The following is a 22216-nucleotide window of genomic DNA, read 5'->3' as shown; positions in this document are numbered from 1 at the left end:
TGCAGCTATCTATTATGTTTTGATCTGAGTCAGCGTAAATATCAGTAAATTTTTTGCACATACTTTGATTCTTGAGCATCTCAAACAGGTGAACTAAGTTTTTATCTAATATTGGAGTAAAAGCTTAAAACATATGTGTTAGTGCTTACTGCCATTGTTAAATCCTTGTTATCGCCTATTGGTAAGATCTGCTCTCGATATCGACCACTTATCGATTGTTTTGATTCAAACACTCGGGTGTTTTTGGTGTAAAAATCTTGATTTTTAAGAGTTGCATTGTTTTATTTCTGCTCTATGTTGATGTTGGTGCTGGAGTGAAATGCATCAATTCGGTAACAAAAATATAAAAAAACACGCACACGGCGCAGGCTGATGTAGCGGAAAATATAAGGATATTGCGATGAAAAAATCTCTATTTTTATTATTAGCGGGTTTATTAACTGGTGCAGCACAAGCATCTGTGGGGGGATACCCTGTGGTGTTAGTGCACGGCTTTCAACCCGATAACTTACAAAGCAAACCGACTGGGGAGAAGGTAAGCGAAAATGGTGGCCAATATTGGGCACAGTATTGGCGTGATCGCGCAGACGAACGTATTGATTGGCCTTCGCAAGAGCGCATTGCCAATAAAATTACCAGCCAATATGTATGGCCTAAACTACAGCAATTATCGCGTTCAGGGACATGTGACAGTGGTTGTGTATTTGTCACCCATTCTACTGGTGATTTAGTGATGCGCTATATTATTGATAACCAAGCACTATGGTTACAAAATGCCGGTTTAAAACCGCTTAATATTGTCGCCACATTTGATTTTTCTGGTGCCGGCGGTGGTGTTGAGCTGGCAGATTTAGCCGCGAATGTTGCCAGTGGCTCAGGTTTACTGGATAGCACATTAAAACTGGCAGTATCACTATGGTTAGGTGAACTGCCGTCGTCATCCAATATTGGGGTATTGAATGACTTACGTGTAAATACTGCACGTCAATTGGCCGCGTTTCCTGACAGTCGAGTTCCACGTTTGCGTTTTGCTGGTGCAGGATCTGACTTTCTCGGTGTCACGGGGGCATTTTTACCCGGCGAAGATGATGGTGTTGTTGCCAGTCACTCGAGTTGCGGTGCTGCATCAGTTGGCAGTTACAACAGTTGCTCACGCAGCGTGGCATTTGATGGCAAGCTCACTTCAACAAATGGCCCAAGTGGATTTATGCCTTATCACTATCCTATGTTAATGAGTAAAGGGTATAGCCATGGCGATACTATTTTAAATAGCGCTAAAGATGAAGTGACTTCTGCTAATAGTCGTGCCAATTATCTCAATGGCGATAACTTACAATTCAGCACCTATGATGAAAAACGTGGCTGGTGGATATTTAGTTCGCGTTATAGATTGGTGAGTAATTCGAATAAAACCAGTATGTCAGCACTGGTATATCAAGCAGCTAACTAAGCGTATATGAAATATAAAAAACTCGCTATAACCATTACCCTACTTGTTGTAGCGGTAGGGTATGGGATATACCGCTATACCGCAGAGCCGACACTTAAGCCGTCTCTTTCGGTTGCTGTAGCGCCGGTTGATCTTGTGTCTGTTCAGTCCAAGGTGCCCTCGATGAAGCCAAAGCAGATAACCGTAGTTGAAAAGCTGCCTCAATCGATCAGCGACAGCTTTCAGCTTATGGCTCAGGCTTATGCTAGTGACCTGACTTTGCCCGCTTATTCGATACCACTGTCAGCTAATGACAGTACCTTGCTTAATCCTAATGCTTATATCCCACAAGCGGTTTTGTTACAAGATGGCGCCAGCGCCAGTATCGTGTTACCACAATACCGCTTTAGTTTTCCAGAACCTGTGGTGGTAAAGCTTGAAGTAAAGGGATTAGCGGTTAATGGTGCAAGTGTATCGTTACGCAGCGAGCTTGCAGGTGGAACAGAGGTATTAGTCGCTAAAACCATGCTAGGGAGTGATGGAGAATGGGCGATAACTCTCGATGCCGAAGAGGATTGGGATGGCCCAATAGAGATCAGTGTAACCTTTAGTGCTAAGGGCAAAAAGCAAACGCTAAAAACCGGTATAGAATATAGTCATCCTACTGCAACCATAACTGGAGTAGGGGATATTCGTGCTGAAGGCAGTGATATGTTGATCCCGGTTAAAGTGGATGTCGAGCTAGCGGGCTACTATCGTTTACGTGCTAATTTATATACAGCAGATAAGCAGCCGATTGCCTTGCTAACTGGCTCAGACAAGCTGACACAAGGTTCAGTAGTGTTGGATCTTAAAGCCTATAAAGAAGTGTTAGCACAATATAAAGGCCCTTATGTTCTAAGCACATTTGTATTGGAGCGTCGTCCAGCTGTGCCCGGTGAATTAACTCAGTACGGCCATAGTGAGGAACCTGCCTATGAGCTAGGTGACTTTGCCGTTGAGTCGTTATCTGATGAGCCATGGCAACCCGATGAGCAAGAAATGCAGCGACTTGAGTTTTTGCAAAAAATGGCAGGAGACTAAGGTTTAGCCATTGTTACTTACATTATCTAAAAAACCGCATTAGTAAATAGTGCGGTTTTTTTGTGTCTAAATAACGTCAAATGAGCCATGTATGCAGCATGAAATTGTGCAGGCAATCCGATTATTTTCTTCGTTTTTCAAGCGTTTCAAGGTACTTTTTTAATCAGTTCTATACTGAAATTGGCTTCACTGTCTATTCAAGCAATGGCAATGATGAGGTGCAATGGGTATAAAAAAGCCCAGTCATTATGATAAAGACTGGGCTATTAGTGCAGATAAATTATGCTTTAGTTAACGCGCTTTTCACGTCGCTAGGCTTCATCGGAATTTTACGTAAACGCACACCAACTGCTTGGTAGATTGCATTGGCAATCGCTGGCGCAACAGGAGTTACCGCCGGTTCACCTAATCCAGAGGGTGGCATTTTGCTCGGGATAAACTCGATTTTAACGTCTGGAGTTTGACCTAAACGCAGCGGGGTATAAGTATCGAAGTTTGAGTCTTTATACTGACCATTAAGTAGTTCAGTACCTTCATACAAGGCCATCGATAATCCCCATAATGCCGCACCCTGACACTGCGCTTCAGCACCATTAGGGTCAACAATAATACCAGCATCGATAGCGATATACAGTTTCTGAACATTGACAATACCGTTGCTTTTGTCGACATGAACTTGTACTGCACACGATACCCATGTTGGCATGTCACGCTCTTGGCCAAAGGTTGATGCAATTCCAAGCGCTGTATCTTTGGCTTGTGGAGTACCCCAACCAATCATCTCAGCAGCTTTCTTAAGTACTGCGGCTTGGCGAGCCGCGCCACCTTCAGCAACGGGTGTGCTACCAGCATTTCGGCCTTCGGCAATGAGCATGTCTAGGCGGAACTGCAATGGATCTTTACCCGCGTGATGTGCCGCTTCATCCATAAAGCTTTCAACAGCCCAACCTGTCCAACCTGGTCCAACTGAACGTAACCAACCTGGTCTGAAGGTCGCAATCGCAAGATCATTGGATACCGCACGTACTTTTTGAGCACCAACAGTGTACCAATGGTCTGCGCCGGCAATCGAGAACGGATCATACGGTTCACCATTGGTGCCTTTAGGCATAAATCCTGGGGCTAATACTTGAGTTGGCCAACCTGCTGTGGCGTGATGTTCCATTGCGGTAACCGCTTTTTTGTCATCAAATGCCATTTTTAGCTGTTGAACTGATGCAGAGCGCGCGCTATCAAATAACATGTCTTGTGGACGCATCATCACCATTTTAACCGGTTTACCGCCTAATGCTTTAGAGGTCAACGCCGCTGGAATGGTGTAGTCGCCGTTAAGTCTGCGGCCAAAGCCGCCGCCTAACATGTAGCTACGAATAACAATGTTAGCTTCTTCTTCACCTAATGCTGTTGCTAATACGGGTAGGGTAAGTGATTGCCACTGACAACCTGAATGCACTTCCCATATACCGTCTTGGTTTTTAAATACCAAGGCATTAAGCGGTTCCATTTGCGCATGTAATACCGTACTGGTGATATATTCTTCTGCAATAGTGCTTTTGGCACTGGCAAATGCTGGCTCAGTGTCAGCATTGCCCGTGTCTAAAATACTGCCTTTGGTTTTATCGCCAAGTAATTTTTGACCATGAGCAATGATGTCTGCTTCAGACACGTTGGCCGTTTTACCCGCATCCCATGTAACCTTTACCAGCTTCGAGGCTTTTTGGGCCGCATTGAAGCTGCTGGCGATAACCATTAACCATCCTGGCACACTGCCACTGGCATCATCTAGTACGATAGTTTGTTGGTAACCCTTTACTGCTTTTGCTGCAGAGTCGTCAAACTTAACCACTTTGGAGCCATAACGTGTAGGAGGCAGAATAGGGTTGGCGTACACCATGCCATCAACTTTCGCATCGATACCAAAGATGGTTTTACCATTGGTTTTGTTGGCGATATCAAGAGACGTTACTTGTTGACCAACAAGTTTAAGATCGGCATTAGGTTTCAGCGGCAGGGTTTTCAGTTCTTCTTCAGTAAACTGACGCGTTAAGCCCATGGTGACTAATTCACCGTAAGATAGCTCGCCTTTAGTTGAGATAATTTTACCGTTACTGGCTTTACAGTCTTTTGCAGCGATGCCCCATTTTTTAGCCGCAGCTTCAATTAACGCTGTACGACCAGCAGCACCTGCTTGACGGTACACAGGCCAACTTTGCGAAATAGACCAGCTGCCACCCGTAACCATGTAACCCCAGCGTGGATCACTGTCGACATGGATAATTTCAATATCATCCCATGAAGCTTCTAGTTCATCAGCAAGAATACGAGCAATAGCAGTACCGACATGTTGGCCCATTTCTGAGCGCATAATGTTGACTTTAATTTTGCCGGCGGTATCGATTGAGTACCATAAAGACGGTTCGTAAATGTCGCCTTCACTTGGTAATACTTTACCGTCAGGGCTAGCCGGATCCATTGCCGCCATTAAATGGCGAGGAAAACCAAAGCTGACACCAACCGCTGTCATGGCAATTAAAAAACCGCGGCGGGTTATCCCAGCCGATCCACGTTTAGGCAGTCTGCTCATCGTTGCTCTCCTTGATTGCGTTTGCTGCTTCATGAATGGCGCTACGAATACGAACGTAGGTCATACAACGACATAAGTTTCCGCCCATCACAGCGTCAATGTCTTTGTCTGAAGGCTCTGGAATGTCTTTTAGTAGTGCTGCAGCTTGCATAATTTGGCCCGACTGGCAGTAACCACACTGTGGTACTTGCAGTTTTTGCCAAGAAATTTGCAATGGATGATCGCCCTTTTCAGAAAGCCCTTCAATCGTGGTGATTTCAGCTCCTTCAACTGACGATATCGGGGTTATACACGAACGTGTCGCTCGGCCGCCAACATGGACGGTACAGGCACCACAGGTACCAATACCACAGCCAAATTTAGTGCCTGTCATGTCCAGTTCATCACGAATAACCCACAGTAGAGGAGTATCACTCTCTACGTCGGCAGTCATCGGTTTGCCGTTTAAAATAAATTTTGCCATTGTCACTTCTCCAGTGAATTAGTGCTCAAATCGGGGTTGATTGCGGATCTCGCCCACTTTTTGTTGTAGTTTCGGCCAGGTGTTTTCCCCAGCTGCTTGACGCAAATAGGCTGCTATAGCGGTAATATCATCATCGTTAAGTGCATCGCGGAATCCTGGCATTACAACGCCGCTAATCCCTTGGTCGCTGCGTACGCCATCCAGTATTACGTTAATCAGGTTGCTTGGATCATTAAGATGTGTTGCTGAGCCAATAGTAATCAATGGTCGCCCTTTCACTAATTGGTCGCTGTTGTAGTGGCATGCTTGGCAAGCCGTCGCATATAAACGTGCACCTTGATCAATCCGCTGATCTGGTTGTTGATCTTGTGCCGCTATTGCTGCCTGTAAGGTGCTACTTGAGTCAGGCTCGTCGGTATTATTGGTACCGGCAATCTCAGCAAAGTATCCACTAATGGCTTCTATGTCACTGTCAGGTAGAGCTGACAGACCTTTGTGCATAACCGGCGCCATTGGACCTGCCGCACTACCATGGTAAGGCGAGTTACCAGTAGTAAGGTATTCGTAAAAGTCTTGCGCGCGCCATGGCAGAGGTGAAGTACTCGTTGATGTTAATGATGGTGCTATCCAACCATCAATGGCAGCCCCTTGATACATTTGTGCATATTTTTCGCCGCCCAACGCATTACGTGGTGTATGACATGCACCACAGTGAGCAATACCTTCAGCTAAGTAAGCCCCACGGTTCCATTCTGCAGATTGCTGGCTGTTGATCTCAAAAGGTTGGGTGTCAGCAAACAGCAGTTTCCAACCCGCTTGAAACCAGCGGATGTTGAGTGGAAACGGAATACCGTTGTCTTTTTTGGCTTGGTTAACTGCCGGAACTGACGTCATGATGTAAGCGTAAATCGCGTTTATGTCATCGTCGGTCATTTTATTAAAGTGTTCATAAGGGAACGCAGGCAATAAATGATGTCCATCGCGGCTCACACCAGTGCGCATGGCACGAGCGAAAGCGGCCTGCGACCAGCTACCAATGCCTGTTTCGACATCAGGAGTGATGTTACTTGAATAAATGGTGCCAAAGTCAGTATGCATTTCATAGTTACCAGCATAGGCGGTGCCACCAGGTGGAGTATGACAAGTACTGCAATAGCCTGCTGCGGCTAAGACTTTACCTTGTTCGATAACGTGTGGAGAGTAATCTGTTTGAGTAGGTTCGACGGGATCAATTGCTGGGTGCCAAGCATATATACTGAATATACCTAATCCAACAATAGCTGCGCCACATACGCCGTAAACGATGCGCTTTAGCATATAACATTGCCTTATTTTAAATAAAAAATGATATTAGAGAAGGGAATATCTCATTTAACATTCCCTGTTCGACTTTGTATTATTATTGTGATTGGTCAAATATTAATCCTAAGCAAGGGATAGCCCTTTGTCCAGCATTGATAATGACGGATCTTGTATTGTATTAGAATAAAATAATACAGCACTGTGCTGACAAGTAACATTGAGTACGGTAAAAAAAACATTATAGTTAATTTTATGTTAGTTAACCGTTTTTTAGGTTTACTCTATGTTGCGTTAATCATAGCGTTCTATGACAAATGTGACAGGTACAACAAGATTGATGAGCGAGTGGACGTGCGGTCTTAAAACCCCCTATTTTCTGACTGACTCCTTTATATATTAAGTGGCCTTCATTTGCCTATGACTGACTTGTTCCATGGTTATATAAGGTCGTAACCATGTGATTACCTCTAAGGTGGCTTGTTTCAAGGCGGTAATTCTCTTAGCAACTCTGCCTTTCACCTGGAGATACCATTGTGGCAGTGGTATCGCTAAGTGGATAAAGCGCTTTTAGATTGCCGATCCAGAGTTATTGTTAAGCCTGATTGACATTCTACTTGTAATAACCGAGTACATTTAGGATAATTAATGCAAATCATTATCATTTGCGTTAATCGGCTTGGGATTGTATCAAATGGAACTTGTCAGTGTATCTTCTTTATGGCTTGGTTGTTTGTTTGCCTATTTGGCATCTGACAAACAGCAGCTCATTAGTTTGCCTTTCCCTAAATTATTAGCTTGGAGCTTGTGCTGTTTAGCGGTGTTATTTTCTGTGTGGGGATTTAGTCATACATACAGTGTATTAGTTGCCAGTTTAGTGGTGCTGATTTGCATGATGACCATGTGGATATTGCTGGTGCTGGTGGCCTCGCACTATAAAGGTCGAAGCATCTGGGTCAGTTCGCTAGGCTTTGCATTGTTTGTCAGTATCCTCCTTATTGGGGTTAAATAACCATGTGGCCTAAATCTGTTGCTGCATTTTTATGGGGATTAGTACTGGCCATCAGTTTAATGCTCATCGTCTTTCGGATATTGCCGGCTGCTGTTGATGTAAAACTATTTGTGGGGCTAATGCTGGGTTTTTGTATGTGGGTTGGGGTGATGACATTTTGTTATAGCCGCAATAGTGCAAAGGCGGCCAGTGTCGTATGTGTAAAATGGCTTATGGCCAGCAGCCTTATCAATGCGTTGTTATTTTTTTCTCAAACTTAAGTCATGAATACCTCAATGAAGTCTGATTATCCCGTTAAGCACAAGGTCATTAAAAATCTTATCGAAGCCCATAGCTGGCTTGGACTAATTATTTCACCGTTATTATTTTTGGTTTTTTGGGCTGGAGCCGTAACCTTATTTCACGATGAGATCACTCAATGGGCCGTCACCCCGCATCATCCAATTGATCCTACTCAAGTTGATATTCCTTTAGCAAAACTTGTCGAGCAAAAAAGGGCCGAATACCCAATGGATCAAACTGGCCGTTTTCGGATTAATATGCCGACCCAGCTAGTACCTTATTATATTTTTTACTTTGACAAAGTGAGAGACGATCCACAATCAGCATCTCAGTCAATGGCGATACTGGTTGATCCTAAAAGCGGTGAAACTGTGGCTGATAAGGATGACTTTTATTTATCACAATTTATTTACCGCCTGCATTACAACCTTGATCTGCCTGGCGGCAGTTATTTAATTGGTGTGGTGACGCTGATTTTTCTATTTGCGTTAGTCTCGGGTATTTTTATCCATGCGCGTAAATTACTGAAACATTTCTTTTTGTATCGTGTCGATAAACAACGCCGGGATAAATTACTTGATCTTCATACTGTTGTTGGGGTGATGACACTACCTTTTACTTTGATGTATGCGTTGAGTGGCTTGATCCTTAACTTGGCCATAGTGTTTCAGCTGGCTTTTGTGGTGTTTATTTATCAGGGCGATCGACAAGCTTTGTTTAATGATGCCGGTTTTAACCGTAGCAGCGAACCTCGCAGTGAAATGCCACTGGATATGAGCAATGCGTTTACCTTAATTGAACACACTTCACAGCAAGCGAATTTTGAATTACGGAATATTATTTTCCACCATTACGGCGCCGATAATGCTCTGGTACAAGTGCGTGGAACCGACACGGTTAATTTCGCCCAACGAGATGAAGTGACCTATCGGGTGCAGGACGGCACTGTGATGGATAAGGTTAATGCCGATAATTACAATGTGTTCCGTCAAGGTAGAGATGTATTAGTGACATTGCATTTTAGTAACTTTGCAGGCTTAGATATCCGTATTTTGTACTTTATTTTGGCGCTAGCTATCAGTGCCATGATTGTGACAGGCAATATGCTATGGATTAACAAACGCAGTGCTCAGCGCCAGTCTTCTGCGAGCAGTATTGCTATCGTAACTGCCATGACGATTGGCGGCTGTGGTGGCATTATTGTGGCGACAGCAGTTGGTTTTTTGTGTGAACGACTATTACCCACAGCCTTAATAGGGCGAGGAGAATGGCTGGTGGGTTGTTTTGTAACGTCACTGTTGGCCGTCATGTTGTACAGTCTAAAAGTGAGTGATATTAAACGTCATATCAGTCAGTTGCTGTTACTCACCAGTGGCATATTAGTCATCACTGTTGTGGCAGATTGGTTGTTGTTTTCTGAGCAAATATTAGCATTATGGCAAGGTGGTTATCATGGCGTCATCGGCATCCAAGTCGGCATGATACTGATAACAGCAGTGTGTTTATGGACCGCTAGTCAGTTAAGAGTATCACCTTGTTCGCTGCCAACAATGGCTAAAAATATCACAGCTACCAATGGATAATGAATTGATATAAATAGATTAAACCTGTGAACAACACTATCACAGGCTTAATCATTAACTAGGCTGATCTAGGGCAAATCAAAAATCAGTGCTGTTGACTGAGTGTCCGCTGGATTAACCAAGGTCACTGTGGTGATGTCGGTGAGTTTAGCACCGTCTCCTGCACTCAGATTTTGCTCATCAATACTTAGCTGTCCAGCCACCTGATGCACGTATACTTTGCGTCCAACAGTAACCTGATAGGTTATTTCGGAGTTAGGTGCCAGAATCAGTTGTGACAATGTCGCATTTTGCTTGATTTGCAAGGTACCTTTGTCACCCGTTGGCGTAGCTATCGTCGTTAGTCCTACTGCTTGACCAAAGTTTTTTTGTTGGTATCCAGGCGTGTTACCTAAGGTATTTGGCTGGATCCAAATTTGCAAAAACTTCAGTGATTCAGTTTTTGATGCATTGTATTCACTGTGACTAATACCGCTACCCGCTGACATCAATTGAAATTCCCCAGCGGGTAATACTTCAACATTGCCTTCGCTGTCTTTATGGGCGATAGAGCCTTCAAGTACGTAGCTGATAATTTCCATGTCACGGTGACCATGAGTAGCAAATCCTGCACCTGGAGTGACGCTGTCATCATTGATGACGCGTAGCGCTGAAAAGCCCATGTGCTCTGGATCGTAATAGCTACCAAATGAAAAGCTGTGCTTACTGTCTAACCAGCCAAAATTAGCTTTACCGCGTTCACTTGCAAGTCGTAATGTAATCATAATGTGCTCCTAAAGCGTGATCTAAATACAGAATATAAGCTTGGCTTACTTAGCTAATTTCGTGGCAATGGCGTTATCTATCCCAACTCTGCCTGAACCCGATATTGCCAGTGACACTGTGATAGCCAACAGTGCTAACGCAAATTCATAACCGTTATTGGCCATAAATAAACCGTTACTGATGTGTACGCTAGCAATGGCGATGACCATAGTGAACGCTAACACCACCGCAGCTGGACGAGTCAGTAAGCCTAATAGAATGAACAAGCCACCGAAAAGCTCTGCACTGCCAGCCATAAACGCCATTAATACGCCAGGTTCCATGCCTATCGATGCCATCCATTGTCCTGTGCCTTCTAAACCATAACCGCCAAACCAACCAAACAATTTCTGTGCACCGTGAGCCATAAAAATAATCCCAACTGGTACACGTAATGCCAAGGTACTGAAACCAGCGGTAGAGCGAGTGATATTTTTGATTAGTGCTTTCATGATAGTTATCCTCAATAAATTTAAACATAATATAAATACTGTTGTGAGTAGGTCTCACCGATTGATAATGAGTATATTGAGACTTGATTGAATAAAAAATCGGAATAAACTGAGCTCATAGTTCAAAATAATTGAATATGGAGTTAGCCATGCACCATGCCATTACGATTGATGCATTACGGGCGCTAGACGCCATAGAGCGTAAAGGCAGTTTTGCTGCTGCGGCCGCGTCACTGTATCGGGTTCCGTCAGCATTGACCTATACCATCAAAAAACTTGAAGATGATATGGGCACGGCATTATTTGACCGAACAAAACAAAAAGCCCAGCTGACGCCCGCAGGCAAAATTGTGCTGGAGCAAGGACGGCAAATCTTACTCGCCACTAATCGGCTGATTGATTCAGTGCAGCAGTTAGAGTCAGGTTGGGAAACCGAAATTCGGCTGTCGCGCGATACTGTCATTCCTCAAGCGCCACTGTTTCAGTTGATTGAGCAATTTAACCAATTAGATCATTCAGTCGACATTAGTATCGATGTCGAAGCCGTCGGCGGAGGCTGGGATGCATTACACAGTCGCCGTGCCGATATTGTCATTGGTGCATCTGGCGAGTTACCTCGAGGCGTATTTCAAACCCATAAAATCGGTGAAATTGAATTTGTATTTGCAGTAGCACCGCATCATCCATTGGCGTTTGTTGATGGCGTGTTAGAAGCTGACAAGCTCACTGAATACGCTTCAGTGGTGGTTGCTGATACCGCACAAGTTTTGCCGACACGCAGCAGTGGCCTGTTTAAAAGTAAGCAGGTGATTAAAGTGAACACCATGGAAACCAAGATAGCTGCCCAACTGCAAGGGCTCGGGATTGGTTTTTTACCTAAGCATATGGTGCAATGCTACTTTGACAGTGGTGAATTAATTGAAAAAAAATGTTCAATTCCAAGGCCAAATCAGAGTTTGTATCTTGCCTGGCATAAAGATCATCAAGGTCGCGCTTTTGACTGGTTTGTGGAGCATTTACCTAACGCTGACTGGGGATTAAATTAGATTAACGATACCCAGGGACTTAGTGCTAGCTCCTTGAGTATTATTATTGGTGTATTTTTTATGCCGTAACAGCAGATCTTATGGCGGTATTGGATTTATTAACAGCGATCGACCGTTGGTGGTGTTTCTGTTTAAAAATGACCTCGCCGCAGGGCGATAAGTGCCAATGCTCATGCATGAAAAAATCATCGCAACAGAACGTGAACAAATTAATGCTGTGTATTATAAGTCGTCAATAGTGGCTAGACGGATCTCGGCATTTATTGAGTTTATTCAGCCAAGGTTAACCTTGTAAATTAACATCCCTTTATACAAGATGCTTAGTTAACTGAGAGGTGATATTGTGGTGTTTGTGAATTTATTTTTATCGTAACCGATGACATCATGATAAAACATTTAATGGACTACCTTCGTTTAGTGCTGTTTGTTTGTGGCGTATTGATTGGCATTCAAGTTCCCGGCTTTGTTGACCAATACGGCCAACGCCTAGAAGCGCATCAGTTAGAGGCGAAGCAGAGTTTGGGTGAGTTTCAGCATGACGCCGACCGTTTTTTTGGTGGTGATATCAATAAACTGATCCGTCATTATCGACAGAATAACGACCCAGTGTTCAGTGCTGGTGGTGAGAGTATTGAGTCTATCTACCAGCGTTATGTACTACTAACTGATGCATTAACTCGTTTTGGTCAACATAGTTATAGTCCTTACCAGCAAGTGTTTCTCGCACCGCAAACAGACATTCAGGCTGAAGTATGGCAAAACTATTCGCATGTTATTTTGTTAAAGCCAGAAGCCATTGCGGTAGGTATGTTGTTAGGACTATTGATCTCGATTCTATGTGAATCAGTATTATCTGTTCTATATTTGGGCTGCCGTAAAGTATTGGCGCCAAGATAACCCTTCTTATTTAACTGTTAAGGAAATATTATGATCGCTAAAGGACAATCTCTACCAAAAGCTACCCTAAGCCAACTGACTAAAGACGGTATGGTTAACCATGATGTAACAGAATTATTTGCCGGTAAAAAAGTGGTCTTATTTGCCGTGCCGGGTGCATTTACCCCAACATGTTCAGAAGCGCATTTGCCTGGTTTTGTTGTATTAGCTGACGAGTTCAAAGCTAAAGGTGTTGATCTTATTGCTTGTGTTGCTGTAAACGATGCATTCGTTATGAAAGCGTGGGGCGAAGCGCAAAATGCATCTGAATTGATGATGCTTGCAGATGGTGATGCCAGCTTTACTAAAGCATTAGGCTTAGAAATGGATACCGCAGGTTTTGGTGGCATTCGTTCACAACGTTATGCAATGGTCATTGACAATGGCGTGGTGACTTTACTGAACGTTGAAGAAGGTAAGTCATTTGAAGTCAGCACTGCAGAAGCGGTAATGGCTGCACTATAATCTGTTAATAACAGCTTGATGATATGACAAAAGGGTGCCGAATGTGGCACCCTTTTTACATTTGAAAAGCCTGTTAGAGGTTTAAACCTTACTCGCACCAATCCCCAAGTTTTGTTCGATATTATCGACACTGTTGCTCACTTCTAATGCAATGGTCTCACTTTGTTCAAAGGCATGCTTTGCCCGCTGGAGTAAATTGTCCATGGCTGCTACAAACTCATCAAGATGATGCACTTGTTGGTTAGCGTGTTCACTGCCTTGGCTGGCACTCTTTGCCATAGTACTGGCTTGTTGCTGTACTTGCTTAGCCACTGTTAACAAGCTTTGCGCGCGTATTTTTTGTTGTTCAGATGCTTGGCTAATGTCATTAACGCTGCTACTGAGCGCAGCATTAGAGGTCGTTAATTGGGTCAATATCGCCATAATATCTTTAAGCGATAACTGAGTTCGATGAGATAAGTTACGCACCTCATCGGCTACGACCGCAAATCCACGGCCTTGTTCGCCCGCTCTTGCGGCTTCAATAGCAGCATTGAGTGCCAATAAGTTAGTTTGATCGGCAATATTACCAATCACATCAACAATTTTAGCGGCATCAGCGACAGAGGTACTTAGCTGGGTTAGCGAACGGTTACATTGGTTGACTGTCGTCAGAGTATTTTCGGTTGCCGTCAACACACCTTGCGCTTCTTGCTGGCTGGCTAGCATGTCATTCATGGTCTGTTGGGCGCTGTCCGTTAACTCGCTAGACGACCGGTTTACTAATTCGGCTAGCGCAATTAAATCAGCGGTTTGCCCTTGTGCTTGCTGCACCACGGTTTGCGTTTGCTGGGTGCTATTTGATAATGAGCCTATTCTGGCAACTAATTCGCTTAATGAGTGCGACACTTGAGTCATATTGTGTTTTTGCTGCTCATCCTCTTGCTCAAATCGTTGCAGTAGTCGATTAAAATGCGCCGCAATTTGGCCTGTCTCACATTGGCTTGTTACGGGTAGCGGTTCACGTTGGTTGGACTCACTTAACATAGAAAAAGCACGATTTAAGTGTTTTAACGGCGCCACAACTCTGCGCTGTTGTAAGATTAAATAAATCACCGAAAACAGTGCCAGCAAGGTCACCATGCCATAAAGCAACCATTGTAAGTTGCGCTTTAATTGTTGGTCAGTTGCTGTCTGTATATCGGCCAGAGACACTAATTGCTGCTCGACTTGGCTAGTCGCATTCATTAGCGCCTTTTGTACCGCTTGAATATCGGTTTGCATTTGCTTGGTGTTGGCAACCTCTTTACTGTAGCGCTGGGTTAAGCTGAGTAATTCTGAGCGAGGCGTTTCGCCAATTTCAACTCGCTCGGGCTCATCATCACCTAAGGCAAACTCATCGACTTCTTCAGTGCGGTAAATGCCTAATAATGGCAGTTTTTGCAAATCATCATGCCAAGTATTAAGCGCACTTATAGAGAAGTTAACACTGTTGATTACGCCCGTATCTTGGTCTATTAGTAAGGTTTGGGTTAGCTGTGATAATTGATAAACCAAGCTGGGTAATTCCAGCGTAAGCGCTAAATATTGCTGAGCATCGCTGTTGTCTTGTGGGGCCGATTGAGCATAGCGGGTTAGGCTGCGAGCGTAGTTGAGCATTTCTGATTCAGCAAATGCTAACAATTGACGTGGATTACCTGCTAGTTTGCCAGCAGCACGATATTTAGTGTCTAAGTCGCTGATCAGCTGAGTCATTAACTCAGTTAACGAGGTGCTATCTAGCTGCGGATGTGCCTGATGTAATTGGTTAATGCTGTTGGTGATACCTATAATATCGGTACGCGCTTGTTCGAGGTAGTTGCTTTGCCCAGTTTGTAGGTAGTTACTTATATTATTACGTACATCGAACTGAAAGGTGTGTTGGATTTGCTGTAAATTTTGATTGAGCTGTTCGCTCACTTGTCGTTGCTGGTTACTCCATAGCACTGTTGCCGCTAATAAGGCTGCAAGTATTAATAATAATGCCGATGCACCGAGGGATAAAGTTGATATTTTCATGCTATCCAAACTTAACAGAAAGACCATTATGTGTATTTTATGGCACTAATGTTACAGTTTGTGTTGCGCAGTGAAGGTTGTTTAAGATAGGCCGAAAATAGGTCATAACATCAGTTTAGTGATATTAGTTTTTATCGATTATCGGCAGTGATACGAGTGCTTTCAGGCCACCTTGGGGGCGATTAGACAATTGAATATTGCCATGATGACGATCAACAATGCGCTTAATAATGGCTAAACCTAAGCCTGAGCCCACACTGCCACGAGCTGAGTCGCCTTGGGTAAAGGGTTGAAACAGTGACTCGACTTTAGTTTCATCAATGCCGGGGCCATTATCTTCAACACTAAAACATACTGTATTACCTTGATGATAAGAGCTTATTTTTATCCAGCCATTGCCATAACGGAAAGCATTTTCAACCAAATTACTCAGCACCCGTTTGATCGCTACACTATTAATGGCGATGTCAGGACAATCGGCTAATGATAATTCGAGGGTTTCTTCACGATGTGACTCTTGTTGGCTAATTTCTTGGATTAAGCGGTTGATTTGGTCAGGCTCACGAACGCCTTCTTGGTCGTTACGAATGTATGCAATAAATTGGTTAATAATCGCATCCATGTCTTCAATATCGGTGACTATGCCTTCTTTTAGATACTGATCATCTTCTACCATCATTTCAGATGCTAAGCGAATGCGGGTTAACGGAGTGCGTAAATCGTGAGAAATTCCAGCCATCAGTAGGGCACGGTCTTGCTCAAGTTGCTTCATGCTGTTGGCCATTTGGTTAAATGCATGAGTTACTTCAACAATCTCGGTAGAGCCGCTTAATGGTAACGTTGGCGGAAAATCACCTTTAGATACCGCGACGGCAGCTTTTTGCAGTCGTTTTAACGGTCTGTTTTGTCGCCGTGCAAACAACCAGCCTCCGGCGACACTGAGCCCACCAATAACTAATAAATACAGGGTTAATGGCGATAAATCTGACTCGTTAATACTGCTCAGCGGCACTTTAATCCATAACGTCGGTGCTTGTGGTGGCTTAATCCACACATTGAGTTTTTCACCTTGCGAAAAACGCACTTCAGCTTCACCGCCCAGATATACCGACATTTGCTCAGATAAAAAGCTGTAATAAGTGGCTTGGTTCAGTCCCGCTTCTTGAGCTTGTTTAAGATTATAAACTGTCATGCCGTCGTCACGCACTTTGGCATTTAAGGCATCAACCATGGTGAGATGTTCACGGCCAACATCAACACCATCGACAAATAAAATATTGATTTGGCGGGCGATCAGTTGGTTAATTTGTTCATAACTGGGTTTGATAAAATAAACGGCGACAGACCAATAAGACACCAATTGATTGATCAGCAGTAAACTGCCAATCAACAATACGGTCTGGCTAAAAGCGCTGCGGGGTAAAAAGCGTTGCCACCATTTTAACTTAAGTTCCATGACTTATTTACGTGTGGTGCCGTCGGGGACAAATACATAACCTAAGCCCCAAACCGTTTGGATATAGCGTGGGTTAGCAGCATCTTTCTCAATTAAACGGCGTAGGCGTGAAACCTGCACATCAATAGAACGTTCAAGTGCCGAATAATCACGCCCTCGAGCAAGGTTCATCAGCTTGTCACGCGATAATGGCTCTCTAGGGTGGTTAACCAGCACTTTAAGTACTGCAAATTCACCGCTGGTCAGGGCAATGCTTTCATCACCATGAAACATTTCACGGGTGGCAAGATTTAGTGAAAACTCACCAAATTCAATCATTTCTTCTTGTTGAGCTGGTGCTCCAGGGACTTCGATTATTTGACGACGCATTACCGCTTTAATGCGCGCTAACAATTCACGCGGGTTAAAGGGTTTTGGTAAGTAGTCATCGGCGCCCAGTTCTAGGCCAATAATTCGATCTACTTCATCGCCTTTGGCGGTTAACATCACAATCGGAATAGGGTTTTCTTGTTGGCGCAAGCGGCGACAAATCGATAAACCATCTTCACCGGGTAGCATCAGATCAAGTACTAAAAGGTGAAAGTTTTCGCGCTCAAGTAATCTATCCATTTGTTCTGCATTCGCAGCACTACGAACTTGGAAGCCTTGCTCTATCAAGTAACGTTCTAATAATGAACGTAATCTCATGTCGTCATCGACAACGAGAATCTTCGAGGTTTCTTGGCCCATGACATATCCTTTAAACACTAAATTGATACCAGCAATGACTCAGTATGAAGTGTAATCGCTTAAATTTGAATAGCTGATTGTGGCAGAAATTGTAACTAAATAGCTGTAAATGTTTGTTTATCGCATAAATAGTACTGGATATTTACATAAGTTGTCTTTCATTAAACTATTTAGGGTTAATGAGGTGATGGATAACGACTTATCATTATCCTTGTAATAACCGACTAATACTGTGGCGTAAGATGCGTTTAGCGGCCAAAAATGTAATCGCAATAATCAGTAAAGTGCAAAACACAATCCCATATAGCCATAACATAGGTTGCCACATTGATACCCCTAATAGGCTTATGCTGTAGTCATCTATTGCGAGCATCAGTATGCCTGCACACAGAGCTGCAATCGCCATTAGACTGACGTTGAGCCGAATGATGTGCAACATCAGTGTATTTTTTTGCCCACCGACAGCCAGTAAAATTGCCAACTTGAGTTGCTGTACTTTAACGGCAAAATGAAAACGATAGTACAAGGTGAAAACAACCAGAAGAAATATCATTATCGCCATTGCAAACGAGGTCATAAATAATAATTTGCCTGCAGGATCGGTATTGATAATTTGTTGTGCCAAAGTGCCATTGGATATATAGCTTAAATGAGTCGATTGCAAAGAGGCCCATTCATTTATACGCGACCCAACGAGTTCAGGGTTGGCTGTACGACTATAAAAAACTGGCGCAATGCGATGAGCGAACAGCGGGTTTTGCGCACTTAAATGCAAATACATGACAGGTGATGGACTTTGATTAAGGCCAAAATGAAGTTGATCTTCAACAATGGCTGTAATGGTGAATTGTTTTTGGTAATAAAACCCCGTCACATTGAGTGTTATCCCTTGTATATCTTGCCAATGATTTAAGTTGAGTTCGTCGGCTAGCTGGCTTGCCATCGTTCGATTTACTGTCACGCTATTAGTCGATAGTGTTGCCGGGATAAGATATTTTATGCCCAGCAAGTCAAAAAAATTACTTGAGACATAAAGGCCATTTATTGGCTTGCTGATCCCTGAATTATTCGACGTATTATATTGTAATCCTTGATCACCTAAGGCAGTGAACCTCGCCGAGGACAAAGCCACTGCTTTGCCTGCAACTTGCCATTGACCCTCTAACTGCTGCGCAGTAAGTGCTAACGATAATGGACTGGTTACCTTGGGCTCGTAACTATATAGATCGGGTAAAAAGCTGACTTTCTGATATTTCTGCCATTCAGAAAAAGACAGCACCAAGGATAAGATGATAACGCTTACTATCACAGTGAGTTGCGCCACTAAGGTTAATTGGCTCATACGCTGTTGTGCTTTGGTCATTTGTCCGCGTTGGCCTCGGCTAAACTGCGTGGTCATAATACCCAGCATCGGAATTTGTGCACAAAGCCAATATAAACTAACCGATATCGTTACTGCCGCAATCCATAAACCGAGATTAAATGATAAACCAGTATCGAAATAGCTTCGGTAAACAGGAATATGACTGACATATTGCAAAATGCCATAACCTAATATTGGCGCAATAATAATCAGAGCAGCGAATGCGGGAATATTTTCTTTAAACAACTGACTTATTAGTTGTTTTTTATCGCCACCTAATGCCAACTTTAACTGCATTTCAGATTGACGCACTATCCCTTGCTGCATGTAGGCCGACACTATGCTGCTAAAAATAATAAATCCAAAACAGACTAATAAAACCATTAATATCCAAGCCTGTTTATGCAACATGTCACGTTCAATTGGCTTAAGCTCTACACCGTCAATTAACCATGATGTAAATTGACTATCAATAAACCCACCTTGCGGACGCGGCGTTTGTTGTCTTAGGGTGGAATATGCTTGCTGTAACTGAGCAATAGGAATCGCTTCATTCAATAAAGCGAAACCATATCTATTACCCTTACTATTGATATAAAGCGCTGGATTATCAGTAAACATTTGTGGCACATCTAACAATAAATAGCTGTCTGGTAACCACAGGTCAATTTGAATATTACCCAATTTATCCATTGATGCAGGCGCCACACCCGCAATAGGTAATACTTGGTTTTGATAATACAGTGCCAGCTGCGATAGTGCTTTGGCATTGGTATGTTTGTGCCAAAACTGCGACGAGAGTATAGCCTTTTTGGCTTCAAATCCTTGTTGCGAAAAAGGCTCTGGTAAGCCAAGTAACGGCAATAAGGTGTCGGTGTAAAAGCCAATCCGTAAACCAGGTATTTCTTTTATCCCGACAGAGACCACTGCTGTTTGTACCGCCACGCTAGCGACAGTTTGTACTGCTGATAATTGCTGCAATAAGGCAATATCATATTCAGATGTTGGTTGAAGGTTGCCATTAAAATCTTGATTCGCCACGGTTATCAAGGGTGAAGTTTGGTTTACCCATTGCGGTCTATCACTACTTAATAACCACATTAGGTTAGTCACAAAACCAATTAAACTGCAAAATAGGCATAGGCTGATGATTAATACTGCCCATATACCACGCTGGCCACGCCATTGTCGCCAGCCATATTTGACATCAAACAACACGTCTATACTCCTCATCTTCAAGAGGAGAAAGCTCACCATCATGCATTTTATAAGCTTTTTGACAGCATGCAGCGACAGTGTTGTCGTGGGTTATAATCAATACTGTTTTGCCTTCTTTATGCAGATTTCCTAATAAAGTCATAATTTTTGCGGCGTTGTTTGAATCCAAATTACCTGTAGGTTCGTCGCATAATAAAATATCAGGTTGGCAGATCAGTGCCCTAGCAATGGCAACACGCTGTTGTTGTCCACCAGAGAGCTGATCAGGATAAAACGAGGCTCGATCACTTAAACCGACTTTGGCCAGAACATCATTTATGCGTTCAGAGTATTGAGTTGCTTTGGTGGCGGGGTTAAAACGTAACGGTACTGCGAGATTTTCAGCGACTGTCATATCGGCAATCAGATTGAAATTTTGAAATACCCAGCCAATATGTTGATTTCGTAATTGGCTTAATTGATATGCTGATAATGCACTTACGTCTTGATTGCACAGATGGTAACTCCCCGTATCAGCTACATCGAGTAATCCAAGAATAGACAGTAAGGTAGATTTTCCACTGCCAGAAGCCCCCAGAATCGCAATCATTTCACCGGTTTTTATCTGTAAGCTAATTTGCTTTAATACTGAGTTGTCACCTGAATGATGCTGAAACGACTTATTCAATCCAGTTAGGCTAATCACGTTATTAGTCATATAGTTCTCCTTCACTAAACTGAATTCTATCTTGTAGGCGCCCTGGTACTTGCAATAAAAGACGTTCGCCTTGATGAAGTCCTGCGGTGACTTGTGCTTGCTCTCCAGCAATATCACCTATGCTGATGTCACGCTTTTCAAATTGTTCAAGTTCATCATTTAGGATAAAGAAAGAATATTGACGATGCCCACGAATAACTCCAACAGGGCGTTTAATCAGTAAAGTATTTTGGTGGTTTGCTATTTCAATGATGGCATTGACATCAATATTGGGTCTCACAGAGGAAGGTAAGTTGCCGTTAAAGCTAATGTCTATTTCAACGCTGCCATTATTAACTGTAGGTTCTACTCGGGTAACATTTCCGACAATATCAATGCCTTTTATGGCTACTTTTGCAGGTAAACCAGGGATAACAAATTCAGCATCATTAGCGGTAATGTTGATCCGAGCATAGTATTGCGACAAGTCGGCAATCATACCCACAATCTGACCTTCTTCTAAATGCCTGCCAATGTCTAGATCGTTGGCCAGTTCGGTTAGCATGCCATCCATACTGGCTCTAATCGACAGTTGTTCGACTTCCGACACTAGTAGTTCTCGCTGTTTTTGTGCTTTTTCTAAGCGATATTGTGTTGAGTTATTGATGGCTTTACGAGTTTGCTGCAGCGTGTCTAATCGGCTTGTTTCCATTTGTAAAATGGCGTTGTCTTGCTCCCAAGCGACTTGTGCCTTATGAAGATCCAGTACTGAAATCACCTGGCTTTGTTTTAGTTTTTCATGGGCACTAAGTTCTGCTTGAGCCAAGGCCAAGCGCACTTTAGCTAAACGCATTTTTCCTTGTTGGTCATCTAATGCTTGGCGTGATTCGGCCATAATCTGTATAAGGTTAGACTGCTGCTCAAGTAAAGCTAATTCACTGGTTTCCATTGTGCGTTGTAGTTTAGGATTATTCAGCTGAATGATCACATCGCCTTTATTAACCACATTTCCAGGTTGCTGTAACACTTCAATAATGTGGCCGCTACTCATGGTATTGATGCCGCGTTGGGTTTTAGGGACTAACTTGCCATAACCTGAAACTGTGACGAGCATCTGCCCTTGATTGACTTCAGTGAGTGAACCAGGTGAATTTGATGATGAACTTGAAAGGGCATTTTTACCGAAAAACAATGCAATAAAACTGAGTGAAATGCATGTGATAATAATAATCGAGATCGTTTTTATATGCGCAAAACGGTTTTTGTCCTTGGGGATTTCAAACATTCTATAATTCCATT

19 protein-coding genes and 1 pseudogene are annotated in these 22216 nt (G+C 43.2%); 9 read left to right on the top strand and 11 right to left on the bottom strand.

Annotated features, from left to right (window positions below):
• Positions 1-400 precede the first annotated feature (400 nt).
• The gene (locus tag H5164_RS10850) at positions 401-1450 is read left to right on the top strand and encodes a hypothetical protein (RefSeq protein ID WP_182722984.1); all 1050 of its coding nucleotides are present in this window, start codon (positions 401-403) and stop codon (positions 1448-1450) included.
• Between the two features lie 6 nt (positions 1451-1456).
• Positions 1457-2512 carry a hypothetical protein gene (locus tag H5164_RS10845; protein WP_182756056.1) on the top strand — a complete coding sequence of 352 codons (1056 nt, stop codon included), beginning with the start codon at positions 1457-1459 and terminating at the stop codon, positions 2510-2512.
• Between the two features lie 280 nt (positions 2513-2792).
• Here the strand turns inward: H5164_RS10845 and H5164_RS10840 are convergent, their stop codons facing one another.
• Genes H5164_RS10840 through H5164_RS10830 form a run of 3 tightly spaced genes read right to left on the bottom strand, consistent with a single transcriptional unit; the run spans position 2793 to position 6876 of the window.
• Positions 2793-5096 carry a xanthine dehydrogenase family protein molybdopterin-binding subunit gene (locus H5164_RS10840; RefSeq protein WP_182756054.1) on the bottom strand — a complete coding sequence of 768 codons (2304 nt, stop codon included), beginning with the start codon at positions 5094-5096 and terminating at the stop codon, positions 2793-2795.
• Positions 5080-5559 carry a (2Fe-2S)-binding protein gene (locus H5164_RS10835; RefSeq protein ID WP_101084828.1) on the bottom strand — a complete coding sequence of 160 codons (480 nt, stop codon included), beginning with the start codon at positions 5557-5559 and terminating at the stop codon, positions 5080-5082. The genes H5164_RS10840 and H5164_RS10835 overlap by 17 nt, the downstream gene beginning before the upstream one ends.
• A gap of 18 nt (positions 5560-5577) precedes the next feature.
• The gene (locus H5164_RS10830; protein ID WP_124018212.1) at positions 5578-6876 is read right to left on the bottom strand and encodes a cytochrome c; all 1299 of its coding nucleotides are present in this window, start codon (positions 6874-6876) and stop codon (positions 5578-5580) included.
• A gap of 676 nt (positions 6877-7552) precedes the next feature.
• Between H5164_RS10830 and H5164_RS10825 the strand changes: the two genes are divergently transcribed.
• The 3 genes from H5164_RS10825 to H5164_RS10815 are packed head-to-tail and all read left to right on the top strand — an operon-like array spanning position 7553 to position 9735.
• Positions 7553-7870, top strand: a complete 318-nt coding sequence (locus tag H5164_RS10825) for a hypothetical protein (protein ID WP_124018213.1) — start codon at positions 7553-7555, stop codon at positions 7868-7870.
• Between the two features lie 2 nt (positions 7871-7872).
• Complete coding sequence (locus H5164_RS10820) at positions 7873-8130, top strand: hypothetical protein (RefSeq protein WP_124018214.1); 258 nt, start codon at positions 7873-7875, stop codon at positions 8128-8130.
• Positions 8131-8145: 15 nt separating this feature from the next.
• A complete protein-coding gene (locus H5164_RS10815; protein ID WP_182756052.1) occupies positions 8146-9735 on the top strand; it encodes a PepSY domain-containing protein in 1590 nt (529 codons plus the stop codon).
• Between the two features lie 68 nt (positions 9736-9803).
• On the opposite strand, the gene H5164_RS10810 is transcribed toward H5164_RS10815, so the two are convergent.
• Positions 9804-10499 (bottom strand): pirin family protein, encoded by a 696-nt coding sequence (locus H5164_RS10810; RefSeq protein WP_124018216.1) that lies wholly within the window; start codon positions 10497-10499, stop codon positions 9804-9806.
• A gap of 45 nt (positions 10500-10544) precedes the next feature.
• Complete coding sequence (locus H5164_RS10805; RefSeq protein ID WP_182697652.1) at positions 10545-10991, bottom strand: DoxX family protein; 447 nt, start codon at positions 10989-10991, stop codon at positions 10545-10547.
• Between the two features lie 149 nt (positions 10992-11140).
• On the opposite strand from H5164_RS10805, the gene H5164_RS10800 reads away from it, so the two are divergent.
• From H5164_RS10800 to H5164_RS10790, 4 genes and pseudogenes are all read left to right on the top strand, one after another.
• Positions 11141-12037: a LysR substrate-binding domain-containing protein gene (locus H5164_RS10800; RefSeq protein ID WP_124018218.1), complete on the top strand. Its 897-nt coding sequence runs from the start codon at positions 11141-11143 to the stop codon at positions 12035-12037.
• A 124-nt stretch (positions 12038-12161) separates the two neighbouring features.
• Positions 12162-12332 (top strand): annotated as a pseudogene (locus H5164_RS20055) (LysR family transcriptional regulator); the annotation flags it as partial.
• Between the two features lie 89 nt (positions 12333-12421).
• Positions 12422-12934: a DUF2937 family protein gene (locus H5164_RS10795; RefSeq protein WP_182756050.1), complete on the top strand. Its 513-nt coding sequence runs from the start codon at positions 12422-12424 to the stop codon at positions 12932-12934.
• A gap of 30 nt (positions 12935-12964) precedes the next feature.
• Positions 12965-13438: a peroxiredoxin gene (locus tag H5164_RS10790; RefSeq protein ID WP_124018220.1), complete on the top strand. Its 474-nt coding sequence runs from the start codon at positions 12965-12967 to the stop codon at positions 13436-13438.
• Between the two features lie 81 nt (positions 13439-13519).
• Here the strand turns inward: H5164_RS10790 and H5164_RS10785 are convergent, their stop codons facing one another.
• The 6 genes from H5164_RS10785 to H5164_RS10760 form a co-directional block, all read right to left on the bottom strand.
• The gene (locus H5164_RS10785) at positions 13520-15475 is read right to left on the bottom strand and encodes a methyl-accepting chemotaxis protein (protein WP_182756047.1); all 1956 of its coding nucleotides are present in this window, start codon (positions 15473-15475) and stop codon (positions 13520-13522) included.
• 124 nt (positions 15476-15599) lie between these two features.
• Positions 15600-16931, bottom strand: coding sequence for a two-component system sensor histidine kinase EnvZ (envZ, locus tag H5164_RS10780; RefSeq protein WP_124018222.1), 1332 nt, complete (start codon positions 16929-16931; stop codon positions 15600-15602).
• 3 nt (positions 16932-16934) lie between these two features.
• Entirely contained in the window at positions 16935-17660 is a 726-nt protein-coding gene (gene ompR / locus H5164_RS10775; RefSeq protein WP_182697654.1) for a two-component system response regulator OmpR, read from the bottom strand.
• Between the two features lie 205 nt (positions 17661-17865).
• Positions 17866-20241, bottom strand: a complete 2376-nt coding sequence (locus tag H5164_RS10770; RefSeq protein WP_182756045.1) for an FtsX-like permease family protein — start codon at positions 20239-20241, stop codon at positions 17866-17868.
• Positions 20231-20938, bottom strand: coding sequence for an ABC transporter ATP-binding protein (locus H5164_RS10765; RefSeq protein WP_182756043.1), 708 nt, complete (start codon positions 20936-20938; stop codon positions 20231-20233). Before H5164_RS10765 ends, H5164_RS10770 begins: the two co-directional genes overlap by 11 nt.
• Positions 20931-22202: an efflux RND transporter periplasmic adaptor subunit gene (locus tag H5164_RS10760; protein ID WP_182756041.1), complete on the bottom strand. Its 1272-nt coding sequence runs from the start codon at positions 22200-22202 to the stop codon at positions 20931-20933. The genes H5164_RS10765 and H5164_RS10760 overlap by 8 nt, the downstream gene beginning before the upstream one ends.
• Positions 22203-22216: the final 14 nt, after the last annotated feature.

Origin of the sequence: Shewanella sp. SG41-3 (assembly GCF_014164545.1) — a bacterium.
Lineage (GTDB): Bacteria > Pseudomonadota > Gammaproteobacteria > Enterobacterales > Shewanellaceae > Shewanella > Shewanella vesiculosa.
Note: the sequence above shows the minus strand (reverse complement) of the source record. Positions and strands in the feature narration are given on the sequence as shown.